The organism is Clostridium sp. Ade.TY, from assembly GCF_000498355.1.
Classification (GTDB): domain Bacteria; phylum Bacillota; class Clostridia; order Clostridiales; family Clostridiaceae; genus Clostridium.
Genome location: NZ_AVSV01000022.1, coordinates 26,325 through 52,202, shown reverse-complemented (window position 1 = coordinate 52,202; position 25,878 = coordinate 26,325). Strand labels below are relative to the sequence as shown.

The 25,878-nt window shown below is 25.6% G+C and carries 23 protein-coding genes and 1 tRNA gene; 1 reads left to right on the top strand and 23 read right to left on the bottom strand.

Features of this window, described 5'->3' with window-relative positions; all coding sequences use genetic code 11:
* Positions 1-168: 168 nt before the first annotated feature.
* The 19 genes from O212_RS0107495 to modA all read right to left on the bottom strand — a co-directional run bounded on the left by O212_RS0107495 (position 169) and on the right by modA (position 20,472).
* Complete coding sequence (locus O212_RS0107495) at positions 169-546, bottom strand: hypothetical protein (RefSeq protein WP_024614502.1); 378 nt, start codon at positions 544-546, stop codon at positions 169-171.
* Positions 547-564: 18 nt separating this feature from the next.
* Positions 565-873 carry a nucleoside triphosphate pyrophosphohydrolase gene (locus O212_RS0107490; RefSeq protein ID WP_024614501.1) on the bottom strand — a complete coding sequence of 103 codons (309 nt, stop codon included), beginning with the start codon at positions 871-873 and terminating at the stop codon, positions 565-567.
* A gap of 2 nt (positions 874-875) precedes the next feature.
* The gene (locus O212_RS0107485; protein WP_024614500.1) at positions 876-3,371 is read right to left on the bottom strand and encodes a DEAD/DEAH box helicase family protein; all 2,496 of its coding nucleotides are present in this window, start codon (positions 3,369-3,371) and stop codon (positions 876-878) included.
* Positions 3,372-3,379: 8 nt separating this feature from the next.
* The gene (locus O212_RS0107480; protein WP_081705818.1) at positions 3,380-3,793 is read right to left on the bottom strand and encodes an HIT family protein; all 414 of its coding nucleotides are present in this window, start codon (positions 3,791-3,793) and stop codon (positions 3,380-3,382) included.
* Between the two features lie 73 nt (positions 3,794-3,866).
* Positions 3,867-4,199, bottom strand: coding sequence for a hypothetical protein (locus tag O212_RS0107475; protein ID WP_024614498.1), 333 nt, complete (start codon positions 4,197-4,199; stop codon positions 3,867-3,869).
* 117 nt (positions 4,200-4,316) lie between these two features.
* Entirely contained in the window at positions 4,317-6,263 is a 1,947-nt protein-coding gene (locus O212_RS0107470) for a DUF2075 domain-containing protein (protein WP_024614497.1), read from the bottom strand.
* 25 nt (positions 6,264-6,288) lie between these two features.
* Positions 6,289-6,603 carry a nucleotide pyrophosphohydrolase gene (locus O212_RS0107465; protein ID WP_024614496.1) on the bottom strand — a complete coding sequence of 105 codons (315 nt, stop codon included), beginning with the start codon at positions 6,601-6,603 and terminating at the stop codon, positions 6,289-6,291.
* A gap of 218 nt (positions 6,604-6,821) precedes the next feature.
* The gene (locus tag O212_RS0107460) at positions 6,822-7,727 is read right to left on the bottom strand and encodes a hypothetical protein (RefSeq protein WP_024614495.1); all 906 of its coding nucleotides are present in this window, start codon (positions 7,725-7,727) and stop codon (positions 6,822-6,824) included.
* A gap of 68 nt (positions 7,728-7,795) precedes the next feature.
* On the bottom strand, positions 7,796-10,807 hold the full coding sequence (locus O212_RS0107455) for a DEAD/DEAH box helicase family protein (protein ID WP_024614494.1): 3,012 nt from the start codon (positions 10,805-10,807) through the stop codon (positions 7,796-7,798).
* Positions 10,808-10,954: 147 nt separating this feature from the next.
* Positions 10,955-11,173 carry a hypothetical protein gene (locus tag O212_RS0107450; protein WP_024614493.1) on the bottom strand — a complete coding sequence of 73 codons (219 nt, stop codon included), beginning with the start codon at positions 11,171-11,173 and terminating at the stop codon, positions 10,955-10,957.
* A 400-nt stretch (positions 11,174-11,573) separates the two neighbouring features.
* Entirely contained in the window at positions 11,574-11,999 is a 426-nt protein-coding gene (locus O212_RS0107445) for a MarR family transcriptional regulator (protein WP_024614492.1), read from the bottom strand.
* A 133-nt stretch (positions 12,000-12,132) separates the two neighbouring features.
* On the bottom strand, positions 12,133-13,062 hold the full coding sequence (locus O212_RS0107440) for a 2-dehydropantoate 2-reductase (protein WP_024614491.1): 930 nt from the start codon (positions 13,060-13,062) through the stop codon (positions 12,133-12,135).
* Between the two features lie 33 nt (positions 13,063-13,095).
* Positions 13,096-14,160, bottom strand: a complete 1,065-nt coding sequence (locus O212_RS0107435) for a PTS sugar transporter subunit IIC (protein WP_024614490.1) — start codon at positions 14,158-14,160, stop codon at positions 13,096-13,098.
* 621 nt (positions 14,161-14,781) lie between these two features.
* Entirely contained in the window at positions 14,782-15,438 is a 657-nt protein-coding gene (locus O212_RS0107430) for a hypothetical protein (protein ID WP_024614489.1), read from the bottom strand.
* 281 nt (positions 15,439-15,719) lie between these two features.
* A complete protein-coding gene (locus O212_RS0107425; protein ID WP_029699243.1) occupies positions 15,720-17,255 on the bottom strand; it encodes a thiol-activated cytolysin family protein in 1,536 nt (511 codons plus the stop codon).
* A 203-nt stretch (positions 17,256-17,458) separates the two neighbouring features.
* Positions 17,459-18,187, bottom strand: coding sequence for a DUF364 domain-containing protein (locus O212_RS0107420; protein WP_024614487.1), 729 nt, complete (start codon positions 18,185-18,187; stop codon positions 17,459-17,461).
* Positions 18,188-18,196: 9 nt separating this feature from the next.
* Positions 18,197-18,895, bottom strand: a complete 699-nt coding sequence (locus O212_RS0107415; protein WP_024614486.1) for an ATP-binding cassette domain-containing protein — start codon at positions 18,893-18,895, stop codon at positions 18,197-18,199.
* Positions 18,882-19,670, bottom strand: a complete 789-nt coding sequence (locus O212_RS0107410; RefSeq protein ID WP_024614485.1) for an ABC transporter permease — start codon at positions 19,668-19,670, stop codon at positions 18,882-18,884. Before O212_RS0107410 ends, O212_RS0107415 begins: the two co-directional genes overlap by 14 nt.
* Position 19,671: 1 nt before the next feature.
* Positions 19,672-20,472, bottom strand: a complete 801-nt coding sequence (modA, locus tag O212_RS0107405; protein WP_035279301.1) for a molybdate ABC transporter substrate-binding protein — start codon at positions 20,470-20,472, stop codon at positions 19,672-19,674.
* Between the two features lie 339 nt (positions 20,473-20,811).
* Here modA and O212_RS0107400 point away from each other — a divergent pair.
* Positions 20,812-20,886 (top strand) — tRNA-Glu (locus O212_RS0107400).
* Between the two features lie 53 nt (positions 20,887-20,939).
* On the opposite strand, the gene hydA is transcribed toward O212_RS0107400, so the two are convergent.
* The 4 genes from hydA to O212_RS0107375 all read right to left on the bottom strand — a co-directional run bounded on the left by hydA (position 20,940) and on the right by O212_RS0107375 (position 25,849).
* Positions 20,940-22,328, bottom strand: coding sequence for a dihydropyrimidinase (hydA, locus tag O212_RS0107395; protein ID WP_024614483.1), 1,389 nt, complete (start codon positions 22,326-22,328; stop codon positions 20,940-20,942).
* A gap of 376 nt (positions 22,329-22,704) precedes the next feature.
* Positions 22,705-23,706: a LacI family DNA-binding transcriptional regulator gene (locus O212_RS0107385; RefSeq protein WP_024614481.1), complete on the bottom strand. Its 1,002-nt coding sequence runs from the start codon at positions 23,704-23,706 to the stop codon at positions 22,705-22,707.
* 266 nt (positions 23,707-23,972) lie between these two features.
* Complete coding sequence (gene rbsB / locus O212_RS0107380) at positions 23,973-24,890, bottom strand: ribose ABC transporter substrate-binding protein RbsB (protein ID WP_024614480.1); 918 nt, start codon at positions 24,888-24,890, stop codon at positions 23,973-23,975.
* A 23-nt stretch (positions 24,891-24,913) separates the two neighbouring features.
* On the bottom strand, positions 24,914-25,849 hold the full coding sequence (locus O212_RS0107375; RefSeq protein WP_024614479.1) for a hypothetical protein: 936 nt from the start codon (positions 25,847-25,849) through the stop codon (positions 24,914-24,916).
* Positions 25,850-25,878: the final 29 nt, after the last annotated feature.

The window sequence follows — 25,878 nt, the reverse complement described above, 5'->3', positions numbered from 1 at the left end:
GAATTTACCTCTTGAATTATTTACTTTTTATAAACTCTTAATATCTATTTCATATATTTGTTTTAAAAATAAAATTTTATACTTTTTATATTATTGATATATTTATAAAATAAAAAAGCATCTATATTTTGTAGATGCTTTTTAAAAATTATATTTTATTTAATATTTTTACTCATAATCAGATAATATTCTCTCTCCGAAAGCTATAGAATAAATTGCTGTAGCCTTTACTATTCTTTTTCTTTTATGAGTTATTTCATTATAAAACTTATATGCTTCAATTTCTGATTCATAAGATGCTACTGGGTTTTCTTCTCCATTTATATTAGTTTCAAGTACAATGAACATATTTGGAATTTTCTCCTTAGGTAAATACATCTTAAATTCTTCTATTGTAAACTCATCTTGATCTAATGGTAGGTTGTGTTTTATTTTTTCTGCTTCTTCGTCAAATCCTATTTCTGAGTTAGAAATATCTTCTCCACCATTATCTTTCTTATTAAGTTCATCTTCTAATATAATAATATTTTTGCTGTCATTTTTCATATTGCTTATGCTCCCCTTTTACTTAACTTCTTTAAGTATTATTCCTTTTTTAAAACTTCCTCTTTCAAGTCTTTTTTCTTCTCTTTTATTTAAAAGGTCTTCTTCTTTATATCCTAAATTATCTGCAAGTGCAAATAATACTTCCATAACATCTGCGAGTTCTTCTAAGTTTTTATCCTCTAAATATTCATTTACTTCTTCATTTAACTTTTTTTCTAAATACTCTGTTTTTTCTTTTCCTGTTACTATTTCTATATTACAAGTTTTTCCTGAATCTTCTATTATCTTTGGTATATCATCTCTAACTAATTTATTATACTTTTTCATCTTTAATCATCAGCTCCTACATTATCTATTCCTCTATTTTTATAATACTCAATTACTCTCATATTAATTGCATCAATTACATTTTCTTTAAAAGTATCATTATCTAAGAAATCTTTAAGTTTATCTGTTAAAGTAAATTTATCCTCTTTAAATGAAAAGAACTTCCCTCCGGATTTAACTAAAAACTTAAGTGGCATTTCTTTAGCCTTTTTTACGTATTCTTTTTTGCCCCAATTTTCTATACTGTCTTTATTATTTTTTCCTATAATATCTTGTTTATTTGATGGTTTACTATAAAACTCTTTCATCCAATTATATATATCATCTTCACTAATTGAAAGCCTCATATTTCCATTATTACAAAAAGCTAAAAGTATTGGCATCTTGTATGTTTTACTCATATTAGTTGATTCTATATAATTAATAAACTCTTCTGCTAAAGTTCCTCTTAAACTTAATTCATCCTTACTTATCTCTCCTAAACTATTTAAAAAGGATAAATAATTTCTAAAAGGATTTTTCTTTCCCTTTTTCCTAACTTCTCCGTAAATTTCACCATCTATTAAACTTATAAATTCTTCTCTATTTGGAATTTTATTAATTTCTTCTTTTACTCTATAAAATTCCTCTTTTAGCTTTTCTTCAAACTTCATTTCTTTACTTAAAAGTTTTTTGTATAAATCAACAAGTTCAAAATCAAAATCTATATAACAATCTTCTGGATAAGTAAAATAATTTGGATTATTTAATACACTTTTATCTTTGGGTTTAATTCCTCCAAGAAGTTTTGGAATCATATCAGCCTTTTTATAATTGCCTATAAAATCAAGTACATTTACATAATCTTTATTTTTGTCTAATCTTAGACCTCTTCCAAGTTGTTGCATAAATATAGTTTGAGATTCTGTTGGTCTTAAAAACATAACCATATCTAATGATTTTATATCAACGCCTTCATTAAACATATCAACTGAAAATATTATATTAATTTCTCCATTTTTAAGTTTTTTAAGAGCATCTTCTCTACTTAATGAATAATCTCCTCTTGCATCACTGTATACAGCACAAGCTTTAACTCCATTTTGCACAAAACACCTTGCCATATAATCTGCATGAGCTTTTGATGAACAAAATCCTAGAGCTTGTTTTGAATTAAACTTTTTATAATGGTTAAATATTAAATTTGCTCTTTTATCAATCATTAATGCTTTTTCAAGTTCTAAAGCATTATATTTTCCATTTTTAAATTGTATATCTTCATATTTTACTGTTTCATCATGAATTCCATAATATCTAAATGGACATAAATATCCTTTATTTATTGCTTCAGGAAGTCTTATTTCATAAGCAATATTATAATCACATATAGAGAATACATCTCTATTATCCATTCTTTCAGGTGTTGCTGTTATACCAAGTAAAAATTTTGGCTTAAAATAATTTATTATGTTTTGATAATTTTTTGTGACTGAATGATGAAACTCATCAATTACAATATAATCGAAATAATCTTTTTTAAACCAATTTTCATTTAAATACTCTTCCTTACCTAAACTTTGTACAGATGCAAAAAGAGCTTCTACATCTCTATCTTTATTTTCCCCTTTAAAAAAGCCTGTCTTTAAATTTTTTCTTACATTCTTAAAACTTTCCTCAGCTTGATTTAATATTTCTTCTCTGTGAGCTATAAATAATACATTTTTAAACTCTAATGAATCAAAGGCTGCAAGATAAGTTTTTCCTATACCAGTTGAGGCTATTACTATCCCCTTATCCATTCCATCTTCACGAAGTTTTTTAAGTTCACTTAATGCTTCTATTTGTGCTCCTCTTGGTGAAAACATTGGTATTATATTATCTTTTTCTTCCTCATTTTCATCATCTAAATTATTTAATTTATATATTTTAGGCTTTTTCCATGACTTAGAATATTTTTTAAGCTCTTGATCATTTAATACTATTGATTCATTTAAAAATAAGTTTTCAAACTCTCTGCAAAAATAATTAAAATCTTCCTTATTTTGCTCTTTTTTAAGTCTATAATTCCACTCTAATCCTGATGTTAAAGCTGATTTTGAAATATTTGAAGAACCTATAAATATATCTCCTTCTCCATCTTTATAATGGAAAATATATGCTTTCGGATGAAAAGACCTTTTTGAATCTTTATAAAATCTCATATCCGCCTTATCCCCTAATATATCTTTCATTAAATATAGGGCTGATGGTTCTGTTATCCCTAAATAGTTACCTGTAAGTATTCTTATTTTGCATCCATTTTCTACTGCAAGACTTAAATCTTCTTTTAAAAGCTTAACTCCTGTTTCTCTTAAAAATGCAACTATTATGTCAACCTTTTTTGCTTTTTTAAATGATTCTTTAAGCTTATATATTAAAAAGCTTGTATTTCCACCTGTTATACAATTACTATTTTCATCTATTCCTTTTTCTTCTACCCCTGTTATGCTAATTTCTTTTTCTATTATTAATTTTTCCATAAATACTCCTAACCATTATAAAAAACTAATTGCCTTTTTATTCTTCTTACCCCACCTCTTGGATCTTCTATATCACCTTTGTATCTTGGTATTATGTGCATATGAAGATGCATTATTGTTTGTCCTCCATAATATCCAACATTTACACCAATATTGTATCCATCTGGATTATATTTTTTATCTAATATGCTTTTTACTTCATGAGATAGCTTATACATATCATTTATTTCTTCTTCTGTTGCATCAAAGTAATTTTGAAAATGTCTTTTTGGTATTATAAGAACATGTCCTTCATTTACTGGAAATTTATCATATATCGCAAAACATAAGCTGTTTTCTGCTATGTAGTATTCTTTTTTGTAACTGCAAAATAAACACTCCATACTTTTCCTCCTTTTTCTTGTATGTAAATATTTTAGCATATATTATAATAAAGGATAAATTTAGATATATAAAAAGTGCTAATAACTTTTGTTAATTAGCACAATTAATAATTTATAAATTTAATTTCTTTGTATGTTGAAATGGCTCTATTTTCACTTCATATATTGAATTACTTTTTGTAAATTCAATAGGTTTTGATTTGAATAAAACCTGTATAAATTCCATATGTTTTTCAAATTCATCATAACTACATATACCTTGAATATCAATTAAAACCTTTGTCTTTGTTCCACCATCAAGTAATTCAATATTCTTTATTTTAGGAACTTTCCCCTGACTATTTGCTATTTTTCTTTCTGAAAAAACATAATAAAAAGCTTTTTCTATTAATCTTTTACTGCTACGATCTTCTAAATATCTCTTTAAATTTTTTATAAAAGTCATTACTAACCCCAAGTAAATTTATTAACTCTTAATAATAGTATACTTTTAAATTAATAATTGTTACATAATTTTATTTTCTTTCATTATTTAAATATTATTAAGTCTTAATTCTATTAACTATTTAATTAAAACTTCTTTATTTGCAACACTTATGCTGTCAATTGATATTTCCTTAGCCGTTATATTACTACTAAATCCATACATTCTTTCCTTTAAATAATCCCTAAGCTTCTCATCAGTACAATAAATATAACAACCTTTATTTCCTCTAGTCATTAATGTTCTATAAGTATTTTTTATTATTTCATCTGCTAATTTAAGAGCCTTATCTTTATCTTCTTTAAACATCTTCTTAATACCACTTAGACTTTTATCGGTCTTTGCTCTCTCATTAAAATCTGTAATAATTTTTTCTCCATCATACCTCATATCATTTCCTATAATAACCCCAACATAATCAAATTCAAGTCCTTGACATGTATGTATACACCCAACTTCATTTATTGAATTTTCATCAATTGCCCATGTTTTTGAATTTGACAAATTCCATTTCATTTTAAAAATTCCATCTTGAAGATTTATATCATATTCATCATCTTTAGAAAACTTCTTAGTTTTCCAATCCCAACAATATCCTGCTACAATTCTAGATTTATTACTAATTTTATTTTTTTCTTCAATAGCTTTTCTCATATCATTTGGATTATCAAATATTCTAAAATCATAATCAAATTCAAATCCATCAAAATTTGCTGTATCCTTTATTTGCAAAATATCATCTACCCAAGATAGATAACCATCTGATCCATTACACCTAAACTGAGATTCAAGTTTTAAATGCTTTGACTGTATACCTAGTTCACTTGAAACTCTATCAATCTCGCCTATACTTCCAAAATCGCTCAATGTAACCCTTTGATTTTCATCTATAAAAAATACTGATACCTTTGAACTTTTTATAATTTCTTTTATTTGATTTTCTCCTAAATTATGAAACATACCTGATTTTCTATTTAATCTATGTGCTTCATCTACTATTAAAACATCAATTTCATCTTCACAAGTATTTATATAACTTCCTGAACCTTTAAAAAGATTATTTATATAAGTTGTCTTATAATTTCCTTTAAGTTTTTTTGTATATACTTCTCTTGGCGCCGCATTTTTTGAAACATACTGACATGTTAGTTCTTTAGCTGTTACATTAACTAAAAGATTTATTGCAAGAACCGATTTACCAGTTCCCGGTCCTCCTTCTACTATAATTACACTTTTCTTATTATATTTTATTGAATTTTTTATATTCTTTAAAATTATCTCATATATAACTTTTTGATCATCAATCATTATAAATTCTTCATTTCCATCTAACATAAGCTTTAATGAGTCTTGTAAAGATTTAGAAGGTCTAATCTTTCCTCCTTCAATATCATATAGTCCTTTTTTGTAATCTGCTTTTTTCACATATTTACAAATAAATTCTCTAAGCTTAGTTGCTTGTCCTCTTGTAAATGTTGGTGCTTTTTTTAAATAATATTCATACACTTTATTTTCTATAGGATCATTTTCTTCTTTATAATAATTATGTAGATATGCACATGGTACTACATTTATCTTCTTTTCTTGAACTGATGAATTATAATCTTTTATTAAACTATAGTAACTCCATACTTGATATGCTGGATGTGGTGTTTTTCTTATACCTTTATTTATATATGTCTTTACAATTCCATCTTCATCTTCTACGCACTCTAACTCTTCCCATTGTTTTAATTCTATTATTACTAAATTTTCTTTATTATTTTCATCTAAACCAGAAACAATAAAATCTATTCTTTTTGATGTTGCTGGAATTCTATATTCTATTGCTATACCACATTCATCTGAAATTTCCTCTGTATTTAAAACTTTATACATACTATCCATTGAATTTTTCCAAGCTCTTATTTCTCCTAAATTTGCTTTTCCAATTCTTTTTTTATATTCATTTTCTATTTTTATGCTAATTTCATCATTTGTAACATGATCCATAAATTCTTTTTTACTAGCTTGATATATTAACAAAACCTTATTCCCCCTATGTTTTGCATTATAATTCTGTATATTTTTTTGAATTTCCCTTTGATTTTTCCACAGGATATTTTTTTTCATTTTTATCTATTTTTGCATTCATAATATTAATTATATCCACATCTAATCTATCTGCCATCATTAAGCAATATATCATTACATCTGCAAGTTCTTCTTCTACGTTTTCTTTATTAAATTTTGAATCCCATAAAAAGTTTTCTAATAATTCTGCTGATTCTATAGATATTGCTTTCGCTAAATTTTCCGGAGTATGAAACTGACTCCAATCTCTATCATCTCTAAATTTCAATATTCTTTTAATTAACTCTTCCATCTATTTTATCTTCCCCTTAAACTTGTTTTATAAGAAAATTATACCATAAAATCTTTTATCTAATTCAAACTAGATTATTATAAAAACTACTTATTTTCTCAACAAATATTATTTCATTAATACTCTGCTAATTATATGTAAGTTATATATTTCATCTTAATGTTTAACTTACAAAAATAAACCTGCATTAAATCTTTGCAGGTTTATTTAAATATAATTTATTTATTTTCTTCTAATAACATTTTTCTATAATCTTCTGCATTTTCATAACTATTATTTCCATCCTTTGGAGTAACATTTTTATAATTTTCATTTACAATAAATACCATTCCTTGATTTATCATATATACCTTATTATTTATTGCATCATAATAAAATTCTTGTGGTCCTGAAAACTCATCTTTTGGAATATAATGATATAAAGGTTTATTATTCATTTCTGGAATATTAAAGTTTTGTTTTACTACTCCTTCATAAACAACATTTTTAAATCCCTTAGAATGTATTATTTCTAACCCCGTATTTACAATATCTTCTTTTTTAGAATTTTCTTTTTTCTTTGTTTCTTCAGCTTTTTTCTGCTCTTGCTTTTTTAATTCTTCCTGTTTTTTTGTAATTTCATCTTTTATATTATTAACTTCTGATTTTTGTTTATCTGATAAATTTTTTATATCAATATTATCTACTAATTCTTTTGCTTTATTTAATGCTCCTTCTTTTATTAATCCTTTTATTTTTTTAATATTATCATTATATTCTTTATCTATTTTTTCTTTATCTTCTATATTTTTATGTAAATTTTTAATATCATTATTTAAATTTTGATAATCTCCAACTTCTTTTATATTATTCAATAATTCTAATGCTTTATCATAATTTCCATCTTTATACTCTTTCTCTGCTTCTAAATATCCATTTAATATATCATAAGTTTCTTTATTTTCTGTTCCACCACCCTCGTCGATTGCTAGTTTAAATAAATTTTTAGCTTTATCATACTCACTAGATGCAATTGCTATTTTCCCTTCTTCAACTGCTTTCTTAGCAGTTGAATTTCCACAGCCATATAAAACACTTGTTGCTAATATAACTGTTATAATTGTCGTAATTATCTTCTTGTTCATTTTATTTCCCCCATTTTATAAATTAAAATATATTATTTAAAAATTAATTTTTTATCATATACTAAAATTTAATCTAAGATTATCTCCTCTATAGCAAAAGAATATTTTATAAAATTATTTAGAAAACCATATAATATATCACTGCTATTCTCTTCATTTTCTAATTTTTCTTTATCTATTTTAGATATACAAATCCAATCATTGTTATCATAATTTATAATATCAAAATTAAGTCTTTCAGCTAATTCATCTCTTCTCTTTCTCTTAGCTTCTTTATTAGATCCCAATCCTTTATTTAATCTTGATATAGCACCTTCACCAGCCAATTTAGTTAAATTTTTCATTATATAAATATATTTATCATCTTCTAATGCCTGTGATAATTCTAATTGAGAAAAGAATTTTCCAAACTTATAATTTGTTCCAAGTACTATATGAACATCATTAATTCTATAATCATATCCCCAATCTCCTATACTCAAAAATAAATTATAGTTTTTATCATCAATTGTGAAACAAAGTTTATTTTCTTCTATTTGATCATTTAATAAATATATATCTTTCATAGTTCCATTAGCTTCTGTTTCAGCTAAAGAATCAATTTTTATATAAGCATTTAACTTATCAAAAGTTAATTCTATTTCTTTATTTATTGTATCTTTAAGTAATATCTTTTTAAGTTTACGAGCATTTTTCTTATATATTAATCTAACCTTCCTATTGTTTAAATCTAATAAATTATATCCTTTAACTACTTTATTGCTTTCATTTGAATTTTTATCTTTAATTATTTCATCAGAAGCAATATCAACATCTTTTTCTTCTGTATTATAATCTAAAGAATTACTCTTCTTCATATTTTCCCATCTAGTAAGTAGCTGAAGATTACTAAGTTCAGTAAGACCACCTTCTGATATAGGAACTATATGATCTATTTGAAAAATAACTTTATTTTTACTTTTATAATCACTTATAGCTGAATGATAATATCCATCTTTATCTTTGAATTTATTAAAAACAGCTTCTCTTAATTCGCTTGCTTTATCTGGATTTTCTTCTTCTAATTTATTTAAATCTAATGTTCTTTCATCTACATCTTCATAGTTTACTTCTATAGTATCTATACATTCTTCGTCAATACCAAAACTTATTTTTGATATTTCTTTGTTTACCATGTCATATAATAATCTTTCATTTCCATTAAAGAATAATTTTAAAAAGTTATTTTCATCTTCCCATAACTCATTAATATACTTACGCTTAGCTCTTTCTCCTAAGTCTTTATCATATATTTCTTTAGCTATTTTTGATATATCAAATTTTTCTCTTTCTTCTAAAGGCATAAATTTAGGCTTTTCCCCTGTTTGAGAATAATAAATTATAATATCTTTTATATCATCTTCATTGCAAGCTATTGAAGTATCTGACCCTTTTAAATATTTACTTTTTGCTAAATTATAAAGTTTATTTACTTCTATATCATTTAAATATTCTTTTTCTTCTACATTACATTCTTTAAAAATATTATTTAAATTATTTATAAGACTTTCTAAATCATTCTTAAAACAATCATAAACTAATATGTCACATATCTTTTCATTATGTTCATCATTAGTACTATTTAATAAAATACTAAAGGAATATATTCCAACTGGAATTCTTTCTATAAAAGGTAAGTCTTCTAAAGCTTCTGTATTTACTGTGTTATCTATTATTTTTGCAAACTCTTCTATTTTCTTTAGTGCAATTAATCTAACTATATTTTTATTTCTCTCTTTTGGATTATTTATATCATCATTGTAATTACTTTCAATTAATATTTTTGGATTTACCCAAGAAATTTTATCTTTCCAATCATCTACAAAACTAACTACATAAGCTTTTTCTGTTCCACCTGCTTTTTTCCCTCTTAACGCTCTTCCAATCATTTGAGTCATAAGTATGGAAGATGTAGTCTGTCTTGCTAAAAATACTGTTTGTGTATTTGGTATATCTGTTCCTTCTGTTAATATATTTACATTTATTAATACATCTAACATTCCATCTTTAAAATCTTTTATTATTCTATCTTTTTCTTCATTACTTATAGAAACTAAGGTTCCACCTGACTTTAATCCTGATATAACATAATCTGCTTTTACTCCATACTTTTCAAAAATACTTTTTAATGCTATTGCATTCATTTGATTTACTGCAAAAACTATTGTTTTTCCATACTTGTCCTTATTTTTTATGTAATGATCTACTATAAATCTATTTCTATCTTTATTTTCTGCTATAAATTTTGCTATATTCTCTGGAAGTACATCACTGTTTTTTATAAAATTTAATTGTTTTAAAGATAAATCTAGTGACATATCTATTTTTGTTTTTTCTTCTATAAATATTGGCTGTGATAATATTTCTGTATTTATAAGCTTCCTTAAATCAATTCCATATGTAATATCATCTTTAAATATTTTCTTTAAAGCACCTTTTTCATCTTCTGATGTTCTAAAAGGTGTTGCTGTAAGACCTATAATTCTTACTTTTCCTTTTGCTTCTTTTTCTACTTCTTTTAATATTTTTACATACCCTTTAGCAACTGCATGATGTGCTTCATCTACAACAATAAAAATATCTTCCTTTGAAACTTTAACCCAATTTTTTATTAAATATTTTATTCCACTTCTTAAGCTATCTTTACTTGCTATTATAATATCATCATAACTTTTTATATTTACTGGTCTATCATTCTTTCCTGATATTATTCTGTAATTGTAAAAAGTTCTATTAGGAACTAAATTACTATAACTATTATCTATAAATGATTTTAAGGCTTGATCCAAAAGTTCATGCCTATGTGCTATCCATAAAACTTTACTTTTTTTATTTATTGCATTTTTTAATATCCATTGGACAGCTGTTAAAGTTTTACCTCCACCTGTCGGAAGCACCAAAAGACCTTTATAATCTTCTTTATTTTCTACTTCAGCGCTTAATGCTTTCATAGCTTCAATTTGGTGAGGATAAGGCTTTCTCTTCGTTTCACCTTTTGTTATTTTTACCATGCCTGCATTTTTATTCTTTACTAAACTCATATTAATAAATCCTCTCTACTATTAAATCTTATCTTTTGTTATATTATAAGTTAAAGATACCCTTAAAATATTTCACTTATTAACTTAATCTTTTCCACTATTCCTTTACATTCGCCTCTTTCATCTTTATATAACTTAAGCTTTTCTTTACTTTTCTTTAAATGTAAGTTCTATTTCTTCCCAAGTTGATCCACAATCTTTACATTTACGATTAGGATCATCATCTGCAACCTCACATCCACCAAGTTCTATATTTCCTTTTTCATACTCTTTTATTCCTTCTTCATTTGGAAGTCCATATATTATTTTTATTACTTTATTTGATCCACAAACTGGACATATACTGTCATTATTATATTTACTCACTTAAATCACACTTTCTATTTAACATTTTATACAAGATAATTATACAATTTTATCAATAAAATTCCAATTATTCCAAACTTAATTTCCTATATAAATAAAAAACACTAACTCTTTTTAAAGTTAATACTCTTAAATATTATTTATTGATGCCAAGCTCACACTATATAAAAATATCTACTTATATGAATATTAAATTATATAGAACCAATAATTTTTGCAATGACACAATTATTAAAATAAATATTTTTATCATGATTATTATCATCATAATTTCTTTTAATAAATTTAATTAAAAATATTTTTTTAAAGTAGAAGTTAAATAAATTTAAGCCACTTATCCTAAAATAAGTGGCTTAAATTTACTTTTATTAAAAGTAAAACTTTAAAAATTTGAAATATTTTAATTCTCTTCTAATATTCTTGCTGAATCATTTGTAAGCTCAGTTAAAAATTTATAATTTTCTTCACCTAATAATTCTTTATATTTATTATGTAATTTCAATCTATATTTGGATATATCCTCTTGTATTTCTTCTCCCTTTTCGGTTAAGAATATATGAGATAATTTTCCTTCAGATCTTCTTTCAACTAAACCATTTATAACAAGTTTATCAATTAACCTTGTTATTGTAGATGGTTTTAAATGAAGCTCTTCACATAATTCCTTTTGAGTAATGCCTGGCTTAAATTTAACCCCAAGTAAAATATATACGTAAGAAGGTGATAAACCTAAAGGCTTTAATTCTTCGTCAGCTATGTTTGCTGCTATTTTTTTTAATCTAGTTGCAGTGAAAAATAAACATCCACAGAAATTTTGTTCTAGCATTTTTTCCTCCAGTATGAAATAATATAATATCTATATTAAAGATAAATGCTAAAATTTGCAACTATTCACACAATTTTTTACATTTAACTACAAAAATAAAGGAAGTTTAAACTAAACTTCCTTTTAAGTATTTTTATTTTATAAGTAATTGTTCCTTTGAATGAACTAATGATGTTAATAAATCATTATATGGTGTATCTATATTAAGTTCTTTACCTTTTCTTGAAACATATCCATTAATATAATCTATTTCAGTTAAACGATGATTTTGTATTAAATCTTGGTGCATTGAAGGATAATGAGCTCCAGCTTGACTTGGGTCATATATTGCTTCAATTCCTCTTGCAACCTCTTCAACGTTTAATTCTACTCCATAAGTTTTAGCTACTTTTGAAAACTCTTCAATTATCTTTCTAATTAATACACTAGATTCTTTTAATTCACCAAATTCTTTTATATTACAATCTAATATTGTACAAGTACTATTTAATGTAGCATTTACGCAAGCTTTTCTCCAAATTGAGAAAATTACATCTTCACTATAGTGAGCTTTTAATCCAGCATTATTTAATACATTACATATTTCTTTAGCTTCAACTTCCATTTTAGGATCTAAATTTTGAACCTCTAAACTTCCATCTCCTGTTAAAAGTACATGGCCTGGTCCTTTAAGCCCAGCTGTCCATAGAGTAACTCCCATAAGGATATTCTTCATATCAACATATTCAGCAATAGTTTCATTATGTCCTAATCCATTTAATAAACATAATACTTTTGTATTTTCTCCAATAATACCTTTAATTGATTCTAACATAGGTTTTAATCCCATTGATTTTGTAAATAAAACCATTAATTCTGGAACTTCTTTTGCATCTTCAGGAAGCATTGCAGGTATTTTTACCTTTTTTGTTTCCCCATTTTCTTCAATTAAAAGTCCTTCTTTATTTATAGCATCAACGTGATCTTTCCAACCATCAACTAAAAATACATCGTTTCCTGCTTTTTGTAACATATATCCAAAACGTGAGCCCATAGCTCCTGCTCCAATAATTCCTATTTTCATTTAGAACACTCTCCTTATTTTATATATTGTTAATTAAATATATTTAAAAATATTATCATCGTATAGTTTTAAAACTTTTCTGCAGAATAAATCAATTAAAAATGCACCAACAAATGGTATAACTATAAATGCTATAACTGCACTTGCTATGGCAAGTCCAACGCTTGCTGTTGATCCATTAATAGCTGCAAGTGGTCCAACTAAACCAACTAAACCAAATCCTGCACTATTTGGAGTACCAAGTATGTTAAATAAATATCCACCTATTCCACAAAGTATTCCATTTGCTATTATAGGAACTGCTATTATAGGGTATTTAACTAAGTTTGGCATCATCATCTTCATAGCACCAAGTAAAACTGATAAAGTAACTCCACTTTGATTTATTCTTCTTGAACCAATTACTAATACTGCTGTACAAGCTGCAACTCCAATTGCTGCTGCTCCTGCTCCTAATCCTGTTATACCAATAGCTATACCAATAGCTACAGTAGATATTGGAGATATTATTAAAATTGCAAATGATACGCTAATTAATATACACATTAATAAAGGTTGTAGTGTTGTAAATTTATTCATAACTGCGCCTATTCCAATAGTTATCTCTCTAACATATGGCAACATAAGCATACCAATAACACCAACACCTGCACCTGCTATGATTGGTAATAAAAGAATTGTTAAAGAACCAAGTTTATCACCAATTGCTCTTATTACTATAACTGCAATACATGAAACTAACATTATATTTATTAAATCACCAATTCCAACAAGCATAACGCCAGATTCTGTTACTTTAAAAGCACCTGATCCTAAAAATACTGCACAACCAACTATTACAGATTGCATTGCATTAAAGTTAAACTGTAATCCTACTAAAACTCCAACTAATATAGGAACTACAAATTGCATTATATTTACTGCATTGTAAAGAGTTAAAAACATAGGAGAAACTCCTATAAGTCCTTTAAAAATTGATCCTAAAATTGCATTTGGAATTAATCCAACAACTATTCCTGTAGCTGTACCTGCTAATATTTTATTTAAATAATCTTTAGCTGTAAGCCTGTCCTTATTTTTCATATTTTCTTTTGTCATCTCACTCTTCATCCTTCAAAAATAAATTTCTTTGTTTATTATTTGTCATTAAAATTTAAGGGTTTTATTTTTTTAATAAAAAATCACTAGTAATTTTAAAAAAGTTAATCGTTTAAATGTTATAAAAGTATGTTTTACACTTCTTCATTTGTATGTACAACTAACTTGTTCGTTAATAATATATCATACTTTATTTTTATAATGCAACATAAATTTTTAATTTTTTTTAATAATATAAAAATTTATATTTATATTTAAAATATAATAATTAAATTTCGTCAAAAAAATCATTATTTTTACTGACTTTTAATCTATTTATTAAATAAAAATAATTTAAATAAATTTTCTTTATAATCTAATTTAAGATCTAACCATAATTCCATTACAATTTCTTATGAATATTAACAAATTATTTTTTTATATACAAACCCTACCTTTAAAAATATTTATTATATTTAATAAATATGCATTTAGTAAAAAAACTAAAAATAGTAGATATTTAATTTATCTACTATTTCTGTTTAATATTTATTTTTTTAAAATTGTCTATAATAATACATATATAATTTTAAAATTTAAATTCTTTGATTCTTAATCTTATTTGATTTTCTTTTATAAATGTTATCCAGTATGTTTAAATCCAATACTTCCTCCATACCACTCATAAATCATATTTGCTGAATTATCTAAGTTATAAATATATAAAGATTGTATATCAGCTCCGCTATCTAATCTAAAATTATGCATTATATTAAGAAAGTTTCTTGACTCTTTATAATATTCATCAGAACCACCTAAGTCCTTAAAACAAATCTTTATGGATATTCCTTTATTTCCTTTTTGATCTAAAAAAGGTTGATATTTATATGGAATATTTAAATTATTCTTTAAAAGTGAATCAAGTGTTTGATCTTTTTGAAATAAATCTCTACCTTCACTATCTTTTTTTAAAAAATATTGTTTCTTAAATGCTTCATCTAATTTTTTCTCATTACTATTTTCTTCTTTACTTTGAGCTATATTACCAGGCTTATTTAATTCATTTTTATTTTTTTCTTCTATTTCTTTTCTAATTTTCTCTTCTAAGTTTTCTTGTAATTTTTCTTTTTCTTTATAAAAATCTTCTTGTATTTTTTCTTTTTCCTTATCAAATTCAACTTTTAGTTCTTCTTTTATTTCAGTTCTTATTTTTTCTAAATTATCTTCTTTTTCTTTGCTACACCCTACTGTTACAAATGAAATTATTAAAATTAATATTGATATACATACCCTTTTCAATCTTATCCTCCCATTACCGAAATTTTTATCAATACTATTATATTGTTATAATTATTTAATGTTATTAATTTTAAAAATATACTATTCATTTAAAATATAGTATTTTTTAGCTTTCATACATTTAATTTATATATAACCTTATTTCATCCTTGCATAAATATCTTACTTTTAATATATAAAACTTCCCATAAGTACTTTAATTAAAAGATTAAAAATTATTATTGAATTATTAAAAAAGACACCAACCTATTTGGTCAGTGCCTAAAATTTATTTATTTAAATTAAACTTCAACTTCTATACTTTTTGCTGGATAAAGAGTTGTTCCCCAAATTGAAAAAGTACTTTTCTTTGTTAAAGGAACATTTTTTTCATCAAATACCTTTCTCCACCACTCCCAAGCAAGGCCTGTACATTCATAAGCCTTAACTTGTATATTTCTTGCATTACCATCTAGTGGAATTTCAGTATAAAAGTGAGCTGTTCTATTATATCCATTTTCATCCCAAGATTTATGTTTTAAAACTTCATTTCCATCCTTGTCATATGAAACCTCATCCCAAGTTACATAAAACTTTGCAACATATGCACCGCTGTGGTTTAAAGCAATTTTTCCACTTGAATATTCAGTTGATGTAGTTTCTACATAATCTGTTTTACTATTAATTGTAGCTATTTTATTATCTTTTAAAAATACGCTAGTATATGATATTGGATATCCTGGATTTTTTGCACTCATTTCTGCATTTGATTTTATAACATTCTTTATTTCATTAAAATCATTAGTAATTATTTTATTATGTTCTTTTGAATCACCACCAAGTACCACAGCAGTAAATGTACTTTGATTTAAAACATCTTTGTACTCTGAATTATTTTCTACACTTCCATTTTTAAGTAATGCTTTAAATGCAGCTTTTATATTTTTACTTTTTGATGTAGATTCTAATTTTACAAATATAGTTCTTCCATATGAAACATTTGAAACTAAAGCTGGAGGATTTTCATTATTTACACCTTTATTTTGAAGATCTTTAAATGTCACATTTTCCCCAAATAAATCAGATGGTCTATCTGGAAGATCAACACTTGCTGTATAAAATATTTGCTTGTATGATGCAACCATTACAGTTTTTTGACCTTTTGCTATTGCACTAAAATCTATTCCAAGTGAACTACTAACTGTCTTACAATTAACTTTAAGTGCTGTTGAAAGTTGAGATTCACTATACACCATTGACTCTGAATATTGAGTTCTTGCTGGAAGTGTATGTGTTCCTGAATATTTTTCATTCCATTTTGATACTAAATTATCTATTCCAGCTGATACACTAGAATATGTAGGATTTTTTACTACAACTTTATTTTCTGTTCCCATTCCTGGTAAATCTACACTTATAGTTATAGGTCTTCTTTTTGTTATTATTATATCTGGTCTATTATGGACTAAATCTCTATTTGCAAGTTGGATTGCCCCTGGATATGTTCTATCGTTTACTGCATCAATTAAAGATATATCAGCACTTCTAGAAGATATGTTTTTCTTTTCATGATTTACTACTATAAATTTACCCGATAATTTTTTTCCTTCCTTTTTTGGAAAGCTTTCTATTTTGTCCCCATTTGATGATAAAATTTCATTACTATTGTAATTTAAATTATAAATGCCATTGTCTATACTATCTTTATTAGATTGTATATTTTCTTTTAATACATTAGTATTTTTAACCTCACTTCCATAGACTATTTCCGTAGGTAAAGCTATTACAAAACTAATTATAATTATGTAAAGCAGCCCTAGTTTAGATATTTTTTTCATTTGTATGTCCCCCCTTATTTTGAAAATTTATTAATTTTTTTACAATAAATTAATAAATTTGTTAATTCATTATACTTTGTATTAATATATTCAATCAATGTTAAATAGGTAAACTTAAAACTTTATTAACAACTGACTATCAGTATCTTTTGATACACTAAAATAGACCACCTATTTAATATAGGTGGTCTACTATTACTGTATTATTTTGAACAAAAGCATAGTCTATTTAATCCCATAATATATGCTATACCAGATATTGATGTACCATAGAAATATATTGGTTTTTTTATGTTTAAGAAGTTAGTTATAGTTCCATTACAACTTGTACTACCTGTAACTAATAATATATCTGCCCAATTTACAACTTTTGAAAAATCATTTATACCATGTTCTATAATTACATTTGATTTCTCTTTTCCTATGTTTTCATCATTTAAATCAAGTACTCTAACATTAAATTCTTTGCTTAATGCATTTAATATTCCTGGTTGAAGACCTATAAGAGCAATATTTTTCCCTTTATAACTTTTTTTCATTTCCATTAAAATCTTTTTTGCACATTCTTTTGGCTCATCATCTTTGCAGTGAATAGTATTATCTATAAGATTTAAACTTCTAAGTACTGCATTTAATGTAGCAATAAATACTGGTAAATTGTCTTCTACGTTTAGGTCTAGATTTAAAATATCTTCAAGTGTTCCTTTAAAATCTTTTGGATTATCTGTATAGGCTTGCCCTATAAATCCCTTATAATTTGAATTTAATAAAACTTCCTTTCCCTTAAGTATTGGGTAGTCGTCTCTATCTGGATTTCCTATTGCTTCTTTTGGAGTTAGTTTTTTCGTTAAAATTACTTCTTCATTTATATCCAAATTATTTTCTTCTATTATTTTAATAAAATTTTCTCTTATATCATTATAAAAATTCATATTATCACCTTACTTTAAAAGATTCTCATAAATACCTTCTTCATATTTTTCTTTAAATTTTTCTATACTCATAATATGTTTTAGCTCTCCATTTTTCATAATTCCTATATTATCAGCTAGTACTATTGCTTCATTAATATCATGAGTAACATGAATAATAGTTGTTTTAAAAGATTTTTTTATCCCTTTTATTTCTTCTATTAGTATATCTTTAGTAACTTTATCTAAAGCACTTAATGGTTCATCTAAAAGTAAAATATCTGGATTTATTATTAATGCTCTAGCTAATGCTACTCTTTGACTTTCTCCACCACTTAAATTTTTAGGATATCTTTTTTTCAAATGTTCTATTTTAAATATATTTAAATACTCATGTACTTTTTCTTTTATTAAATTTTTTTTATATCCACTTACTTTTAATCCAAATGCTATATTATCTTCCACATTTAAAAAAGGAAAAAGCTCATGTTTTTGATACACAAATCCTATTTTTCTTTTTTCTATATCCATATTAGAAATTATTTTCCCTTTATATATGATTTCACCTGAAAAATTTTTGTAAAGACCTGCTAAAGTTTCTAACAAAACTGTTTTGCCATTTCCACTTTGACCTAATATAACAAAATATTCTCCCTCATTTATATTTAAATTTATATTTTTTAAAGAGAATCTATTTAATTTTAAGTTTATATTTTTAATTTCTAGCATTACTTTTCCCCTCTAAAATTTCAAAAGGTAATATAGTTAAAATTGATACTATTATAAGTATTGTTGCAACTCCAATTGCTATATCCATGTCTCCAGTTGCAACATTTAAATATATAGCTGTTGGAAGAAGTTCTGTTTTCATTCTTGTAGTTCCAACTAAAAGCATTACAGCTCCAAATTCACCAATAGCTCTTGAAAATGTTATTATCAAGGTAGAAAGTATATCTCTTTTTATTGAAGGTAATATTACTTTATAAAAACACTTAGCCTTTGTACAACCAAGTGTTCTTGCAACAAATTCTAGTTTGAAATCCAAGCCTTCTATAGCTGTTTTAAGCATTTTTATAGAAAAAGATATATTAACGAAAACTTGTGCAAGTATTATTCCTTTAACAGTAAATACAAAATCTATTCCTATACTTTCTAAAAATCTTCCTATAAAAGAATTACCACAAACTAAAAGTAATGCAATTCCAAGTATTAAATGAGGAAGAGACATTGGAATATATAAAACTGTACATACTATCTTTTTAAATTTAAATTCTAACCTTGAAAGAGTATAAGCTACTGGTAATGAAACTAACATACATATTATTGTTGATATTATTGATGTTTTAAAACTAAGTTTAAATGCAAATCTTATTTCTTCAGATAAAATACACTGTTTTATTGTATAAGCTCCTCTTATTACTAAAAATAATATAGGAGTTAATGTAAATATTAGGGTTAAAACTAATAAAGTTATTAACCCTAATTTAAATATTTTATTTATCATTTTATTTTACTGGTTTAAATCCGTATTTTTTAAATACACTTTTGCCTTTATCTGAAGAAACATAATTTACAAATTCAGTTGCTAAATCTTTTTCTTTAGACGCTTTAACTACACCTATAGGTAGTATTTGATCAACATTTTGATCTTTTGGTATTTCTACAATAGAAACTTTATCATTATTATATACACTATCTCTTGTTGCTATTGCAGCATCTGCTTTACCATCTACAATTTGAGTTACAATTTCATTTACTGTTGCAACTTTAGCTACAACATTTTTATTTATTCCATTTAACTTATTTTTTTCTATAATTTTTTGAGTTGTTTGTCCAATTGCATTAGACTTTTCATCTCCTAAGATAACCTTTACACCAGACTTTTCAAGATCCTTTAATGTTTCTATATGTTTAGGATTTCCTTTTTTAGTTACTATAACAGGTGTATGATATGCAACTTGCTTACTATCTCCAACAAGATCTTTCTTTTTAGCTGTATCATAAGCCTTTTGAGATCCTACTATGAATACATCACCTTTTCCTGAAGTTTCCAATTGACTAAGTAGTTGCATTGAGCCTGCAAATATGTACTCTATCTTTACTCCCTTTTCTTTTTCAAAATCCTTTGCAATTTGTTCCATAGGTTTTTTAAGTCCTGCTCCACTATATACTAATAGTGTTTTTTCACTTTTCTTATCTGTTTGTTTATTTTCAGTTGATGTATCTTGTTTACTTGAACACCCTACAATACCAAAAGCAACCAAACAAATAGCTATCAATATTGATAACGTTTTTTTGATTCTCATAAAACTTCTCCCCCTTAGAAATATTTGTTTTTACTATTAAATTATACCATTAATATTGTTTTCAATATTTTAACAATTATAAAACTTTGTATAAATATAATGTGAAATCATCATATAATTAATAATTATTTCATAGCTTTTTTTAAGTAAATCACAATATAATTAAAAAATAATTATAAATTTAAGGCTATTATAGTATTAAAGATTATTTGAAAGTATTTTTATAGTTATGTTCAACTTCTAATACAATATAAGTTTATTTATAGTTATTTACTAAAATTTGAAAATATATTAAATTTAACTATTTAGTTTCAAAGTGTTATAATGAAATTGTTCTTAGGTTCTTTGGTCAAGCGGTTAAGACGCCACCCTCTCACGGTGGAATCAGGGGTTCAATTCCCCTAAGGACTACCATTAAATTCACTAAAAAAGTGCTATATACATTTTGTATATAGCACTTTTTCTAATTAATCATTCCAATCTGATTTTCCACGTTTTATAAACTTACCATCTCCCATATTCCCAATAAATTTATTATCTTTAACTATTACTTTACCTTTTGATATTGTATATATAGGATATCCTTTTACTTTTATTCCTTCATATGCTGAATAATCTACATTTGAATGAAGATTTTTACTGCTTAATATTACTTCTTTATTTGGGTCAATTATTACTAAATCTCCATCTGAACCAACTTGAATTGTTCCCTTTTTAGGATAAAGTCCAAATATTTTTGCAGGCTTTGTTGAACAAACATCAACAAATTTATTTATACTTATTCTATCTTTCATAACTCCTTCTGAAAATATTAATGGAATTCTTTCTTCAACACCTGGTGCTCCATTTGGACACTTTGTGAAATCATCTTTTCCCATTTGCTTGTCTTTATTAAATGCAAATGGACAATGATCAGTTGCTATTGTTTGAATATATCCATCTTTAATTCCTTTCCATAAAGCTTCACTATCTTCTTTTTTTCTAAGTGGAGGACTCATTATATATTTTAATCCTTCATTGTTTGGTAAATCATAAAGGCTGTCTTCTAATACTAAATATTGAGGACATGTTTCAGCGTATACCTTTTGCCCTCTTTCCCTTGCAAGTTTTATATAGCTAAGACCTAACTTTGATGATAAATGAACCACATAAAGTGGACCTTCACCTGCAATTTCTGCTATATTTATCATTCTATTAACAGCTTCCCCTTCACTTTCTACCGGTCTACTTAATTGATGAAATTTAGGAGCCTTTAATCCTTCTTCTACAAATTTTTCTCTTAAATATTTTATACTTCCATGATTTTCACAGTGAACTGTCATTACCCCATTTAATTCTTTTAATTTTTTAAGTACCTTTAATGCATCTTCATCATTAATCATATAATCATAAGTTAAATAAATTTTAAAACTTGATATTCCTTCATCATTAACTATACTTTCTATTTCCTCTAATATATTTTCATCTATACTTTGAATTACTCCATGAAAACTGTAGTCGATTACAGCTTTGCCATCAGCATATCCATGATAAACATCAACTTGATGCTTTAAATTACAACCCTTTGGCCCAAATCCCATATGATCTACTATAGTTGTTGTTCCACCACAGGCTGCTGCAATAGTTCCAGTATAAAAGTCATCATTAGCTACTGCAATTCCAACATCTAAATTAAAATGTGTATGAACATCTACTCCACCTGGGATTACATATTTTCCTTCTGCATCTATAATTTTCTCTGCATCTTTATTAAGGTTTAACCCAATTTCTTTTATAATTCCATTCTCAATATATATATCTCCCTTATATACATCACTAGCTGTTGCTATAGTACCATTTTTAACTAACAAATTCATATTAAACACCTCTCTCTTTTTTTGCATTAATACTTATTTTTAGTACCAATAAATAAATTAACATTGCAATAAATAATCCTAATACATAAGAATTATCATAGAAAATCTTTAATGGAGTAATAAATTTACCTACAAAAGGGAAAATTGATGTACCAAATAAAATTATTATAGCCTTATAATTCCATCCCCTATTATAATAATACAACCCTTCTTCTATCTTGTATAGGTCTACTAAATTAATCTTTGCTTTAATATTATAAATATCTAAAATAAATATAGGCACCTTAGAAACATTACTAAAGCACCCTTTAATTAATATATTTCATTTAAATTCCAATTTTACTATAAATATTCTATTTGTAATAAAACTATATCTTTACTTAACTGTTGCTCTTTCTATTAAGTAATCTTCTAATTCAATTGTTTTATTTAAAACTTTTTCCTTATTTATAAGCTTAAGTAAAAGTTTTATAGCCTCTTCTCCCATTTTCCATATAGGTTGTGCAACTGTTGTAAGTTCAGGTTCTATAAATGATGAAATATTTATATTATCAAAGCCTAATATACTTATGTCTTCTGGAATTTTATATCCATTTCTAAGTAAATATTTCATTCCCCCAATTGCCATAACATCACTACTGTAAAATATAGAATCTATATTTTTTTCTTTACTCATTAATTTTTCTGTTGCAGAAAATCCACCTTCCATAGAATAATCCTCATTTATTATAATGTCTTTATTTAATATATTGAGTTCTTCCATTCTTTCATTAAAGCCTATAAGTCTCTCTTTAGATGTTTCAAGATTACTGTTTCCAATAATAAAAGCTATATTTCTTTTATTATTTTTATAAAGAAAATCAACACCTAGCTTTATTCCTTCTTTATTATTGCAAAATACTCCATTTACATTTTCATAATCTTTTATTAATCTATCTACTAATACAAAAGGAACACCATTTGCCTCAAGCTTTTTAAGCCCATCAATTTCTTCTGAAACAGGAGCTATTATTATCCCATCAATTGATTTGCTCATTAAAAGATTTATATGATTTTCTTCTTTTTCTTTATTATTAAAAGTATTACAAAGCACCATACTATATCCACTTTTTTCAGCTATTTTTTCTATTGCTTTTGCTATTTCACTAAAAAATGGATTTTGTATATCAGGTACTATAACTCCTATACTATAAGATTTATTAGTAGTTAAACTTTTTGCTAAAAAATTTGGAACATAATTAAGTTCCTTTGCTTTTTTTAATATTTTCTCTCTTGTTTCTTTTGATATATTTCCATCTTTATTATTAATCACCATAGATACAGTTGTTTTTGAAACTTCAACCTCTCTTGCTATGTCTGCTAAAGTTGTCTTCCTCATTTTACACCTCATTATTATTTATATACTACAAATTATACCATATTTTTTTTTATAATTTGTAAAGAAATTATCCTTGCTAGGCCCCTATTTAATTTCTTATTTTTAAAATTTACTTTCTCTTTTAAACTAAATAATTATATAAAAAATCTTTATAACTATTCATAAACTTAAATTTATACTTTATTAATTTTTATACATTTAAAAAGAGCACTAGCTCAAAATCTCTATTTTTTAGATTTTAGCTTAGTGCTCTTTAATTTTTTAATCTAATTTTGATTTTGATTTGTATAAACTTTAAGATCTGCTGCTATATTTTTATCGACTTTTTCTCCATTATATATTTTTGCTGCAAGTTCAACACCAAGTGCTCCGATTTCATCTGGTTGTTGAGCTATAGTCGCTTTCATTGTTCCAGCTTCTATTGCATTTTTTGCGTCATCATTTCCATCAAATCCAATTACCATAGTATTAAGTCCAGCTGCTTGTATAGCTTTAGACGCTCCAAGTGCCATTTCATCATTATGTGCAAATACTACTTGAATATCTGAATTTCTTTGTATTATGTTTTCCATTACTTGAAGACCTTTTTGTCTATCAAAATCTGCTGCTTGTATTGATATAAAATTAGCTTTCTTATCTTTATCTAATACATTATGGAATCCTTTTCCTCTATCTCTTGTAGCTGAAGCTCCTGGAATACCTTGAAGTTCAACTATATTTATTTTATCTTTATCCTTAAATTGATCAAGTACATATTTCCCTGCCATTTCTCCACCAACTATATTATCTGATGCTATATGGCTTGTAACAACTCCACCATTTGCTTGTCTATCTAGTGTTATTACTGGAACATTTGCTTTATTTGCAACTTCAACTGTTTTAATAGCTGCATCACTATCTGTTGGGTTTATTAAAAGTGCTACTACACCAAGTTGTATTAAATCCTCTACATTTGATCTTTCCTTTGCAGGATCATTTGTTGAATCAAGAACTATAAGCTCGAATCCTAATTTCTTTGCTTCTTTTTCTGCACCCTCCTTCATGGATATAAAGAATGGATTGTTAAGTGTTGATAATACCATCCCAATCTTCTTGTCATTATCTTTTTTCATGCAGCCTGTTAAGGAGCCTACAAAGAAAATACTAATTAGCATAAATGCGATTAATCTCTTTTTTCTTTTCATTATGTTACCCTCCTTAAATCAAATTATTTTTTTCTGCTTTTCTTATCTAATAATACTGCTATTAATATAACTAATCCTTTTACGATTGATTGATAAAATGGTGATACGTTCATTAAGTTTAATCCATTATTTAATACTCCAATTATTAATGCACCGATTATTGTTCCTGAAATTTTACCTTCTCCACCAGCAAGTGAAGTTCCTCCAATAACCACTGCTGCGATTGCATCAAGTTCAAATCCTGTTCCTGCATTTGGTGAAGCAGAGCCTATTCTACTTGTAATAATTACACCAGCTATTGCTGAAACAAATCCTGAAACAACATATGTCATCATTTTAATTCTATCAGTATTTATTCCTGAAAGTTTTGCTGATTCTTCATTTCCACCTAAAGCGTAAAGATATCTACCAAATTTAGTTTGTGATAATATAAATATTGCTATAATTGCTATAACGATTGTAATAATAACTGGCACTGGTATAAATCCTAATTTTGCATTTCCTATTTTTGCAAAACTTTCAGATAATTTTGATATTGGTGTTCCATCTGTATATACTAATGTAACTCCTCTAAATATTGTCATAGTTGCAAGTGTTGCTATAAATGCTTGTAATTTTCCTTTTGCTATTAAAATACCGTTTATGAATCCAATAATAATACCGCATACTGCTGCACCTAAAATTGCTAAAGTAATACTTCCAGTTGATTTTACTATTGATGCTGAAAGAGCTCCACTAATTGCAAGTGTTGAACCAACAGATAAATCTATTCCTCCTGTTAATATAACGAAAGTCATACCAACAGCTATAATTGCATTAACTGAAACTTGTGTAAATACGTTTGTTATATTTGCTATACTTAAAAACTTTGGTGTTACACATGTTATGATTACACATAATAATACTAATCCTATTAAAGATTTATATTTGTCTAAGTATACTTTGTAGTTTTCTTTCATTTTAAAAACTCCTCTCAAAATAAAAATTT

Coding starts and splice junctions, on each gene's coding strand:
- O212_RS0107495 (WP_024614502.1), bottom strand. CDS start 546: ATGAAAAATGACAGCAAAAATATTATTATATTAGAAGATGAACTTAAT.
- O212_RS0107490 (WP_024614501.1), bottom strand. CDS start 873: ATGAAAAAGTATAATAAATTAGTTAGAGATGATATACCAAAGATAATA.
- O212_RS0107485 (WP_024614500.1), bottom strand. CDS start 3,371: ATGGAAAAATTAATAATAGAAAAAGAAATTAGCATAACAGGGGTAGAA.
- O212_RS0107480 (WP_081705818.1), bottom strand. CDS start 3,793: ATGCTAAAATATTTACATACAAGAAAAAGGAGGAAAAGTATGGAGTGT.
- O212_RS0107475 (WP_024614498.1), bottom strand. CDS start 4,199: ATGACTTTTATAAAAAATTTAAAGAGATATTTAGAAGATCGTAGCAGT.
- O212_RS0107465 (WP_024614496.1), bottom strand. CDS start 6,603: ATGGAAGAGTTAATTAAAAGAATATTGAAATTTAGAGATGATAGAGAT.
- O212_RS0107460 (WP_024614495.1), bottom strand. CDS start 7,727: ATGAACAAGAAGATAATTACGACAATTATAACAGTTATATTAGCAACA.
- O212_RS0107455 (WP_024614494.1), bottom strand. CDS start 10,807: ATGAGTTTAGTAAAGAATAAAAATGCAGGCATGGTAAAAATAACAAAA.
- O212_RS0107445 (WP_024614492.1), bottom strand. CDS start 11,999: ATGCTAGAACAAAATTTCTGTGGATGTTTATTTTTCACTGCAACTAGA.
- O212_RS0107440 (WP_024614491.1), bottom strand. CDS start 13,062: ATGAAAATAGGAATTATTGGAGCAGGAGCTATGGGCTCACGTTTTGGA.
- O212_RS0107435 (WP_024614490.1), bottom strand. CDS start 14,160: ATGACAAAAGAAAATATGAAAAATAAGGACAGGCTTACAGCTAAAGAT.
- O212_RS0107425 (WP_029699243.1), bottom strand. CDS start 17,255: ATGAAAAAAATATCTAAACTAGGGCTGCTTTACATAATTATAATTAGT.
- O212_RS0107420 (WP_024614487.1), bottom strand. CDS start 18,187: ATGAATTTTTATAATGATATAAGAGAAAATTTTATTAAAATAATAGAA.
- O212_RS0107415 (WP_024614486.1), bottom strand. CDS start 18,895: ATGCTAGAAATTAAAAATATAAACTTAAAATTAAATAGATTCTCTTTA.
- O212_RS0107410 (WP_024614485.1), bottom strand. CDS start 19,670: ATGATAAATAAAATATTTAAATTAGGGTTAATAACTTTATTAGTTTTA.
- modA (WP_035279301.1), bottom strand. CDS start 20,472: ATGAGAATCAAAAAAACGTTATCAATATTGATAGCTATTTGTTTGGTT.
- hydA (WP_024614483.1), bottom strand. CDS start 22,328: ATGAATTTGTTAGTTAAAAATGGTACTATAGCAACAGCTAGTGATGTA.
- O212_RS0107385 (WP_024614481.1), bottom strand. CDS start 23,706: ATGAGGAAGACAACTTTAGCAGACATAGCAAGAGAGGTTGAAGTTTCA.
- rbsB (WP_024614480.1), bottom strand. CDS start 24,890: ATGAAAAGAAAAAAGAGATTAATCGCATTTATGCTAATTAGTATTTTC.
- O212_RS0107375 (WP_024614479.1), bottom strand. CDS start 25,849: ATGAAAGAAAACTACAAAGTATACTTAGACAAATATAAATCTTTAATA.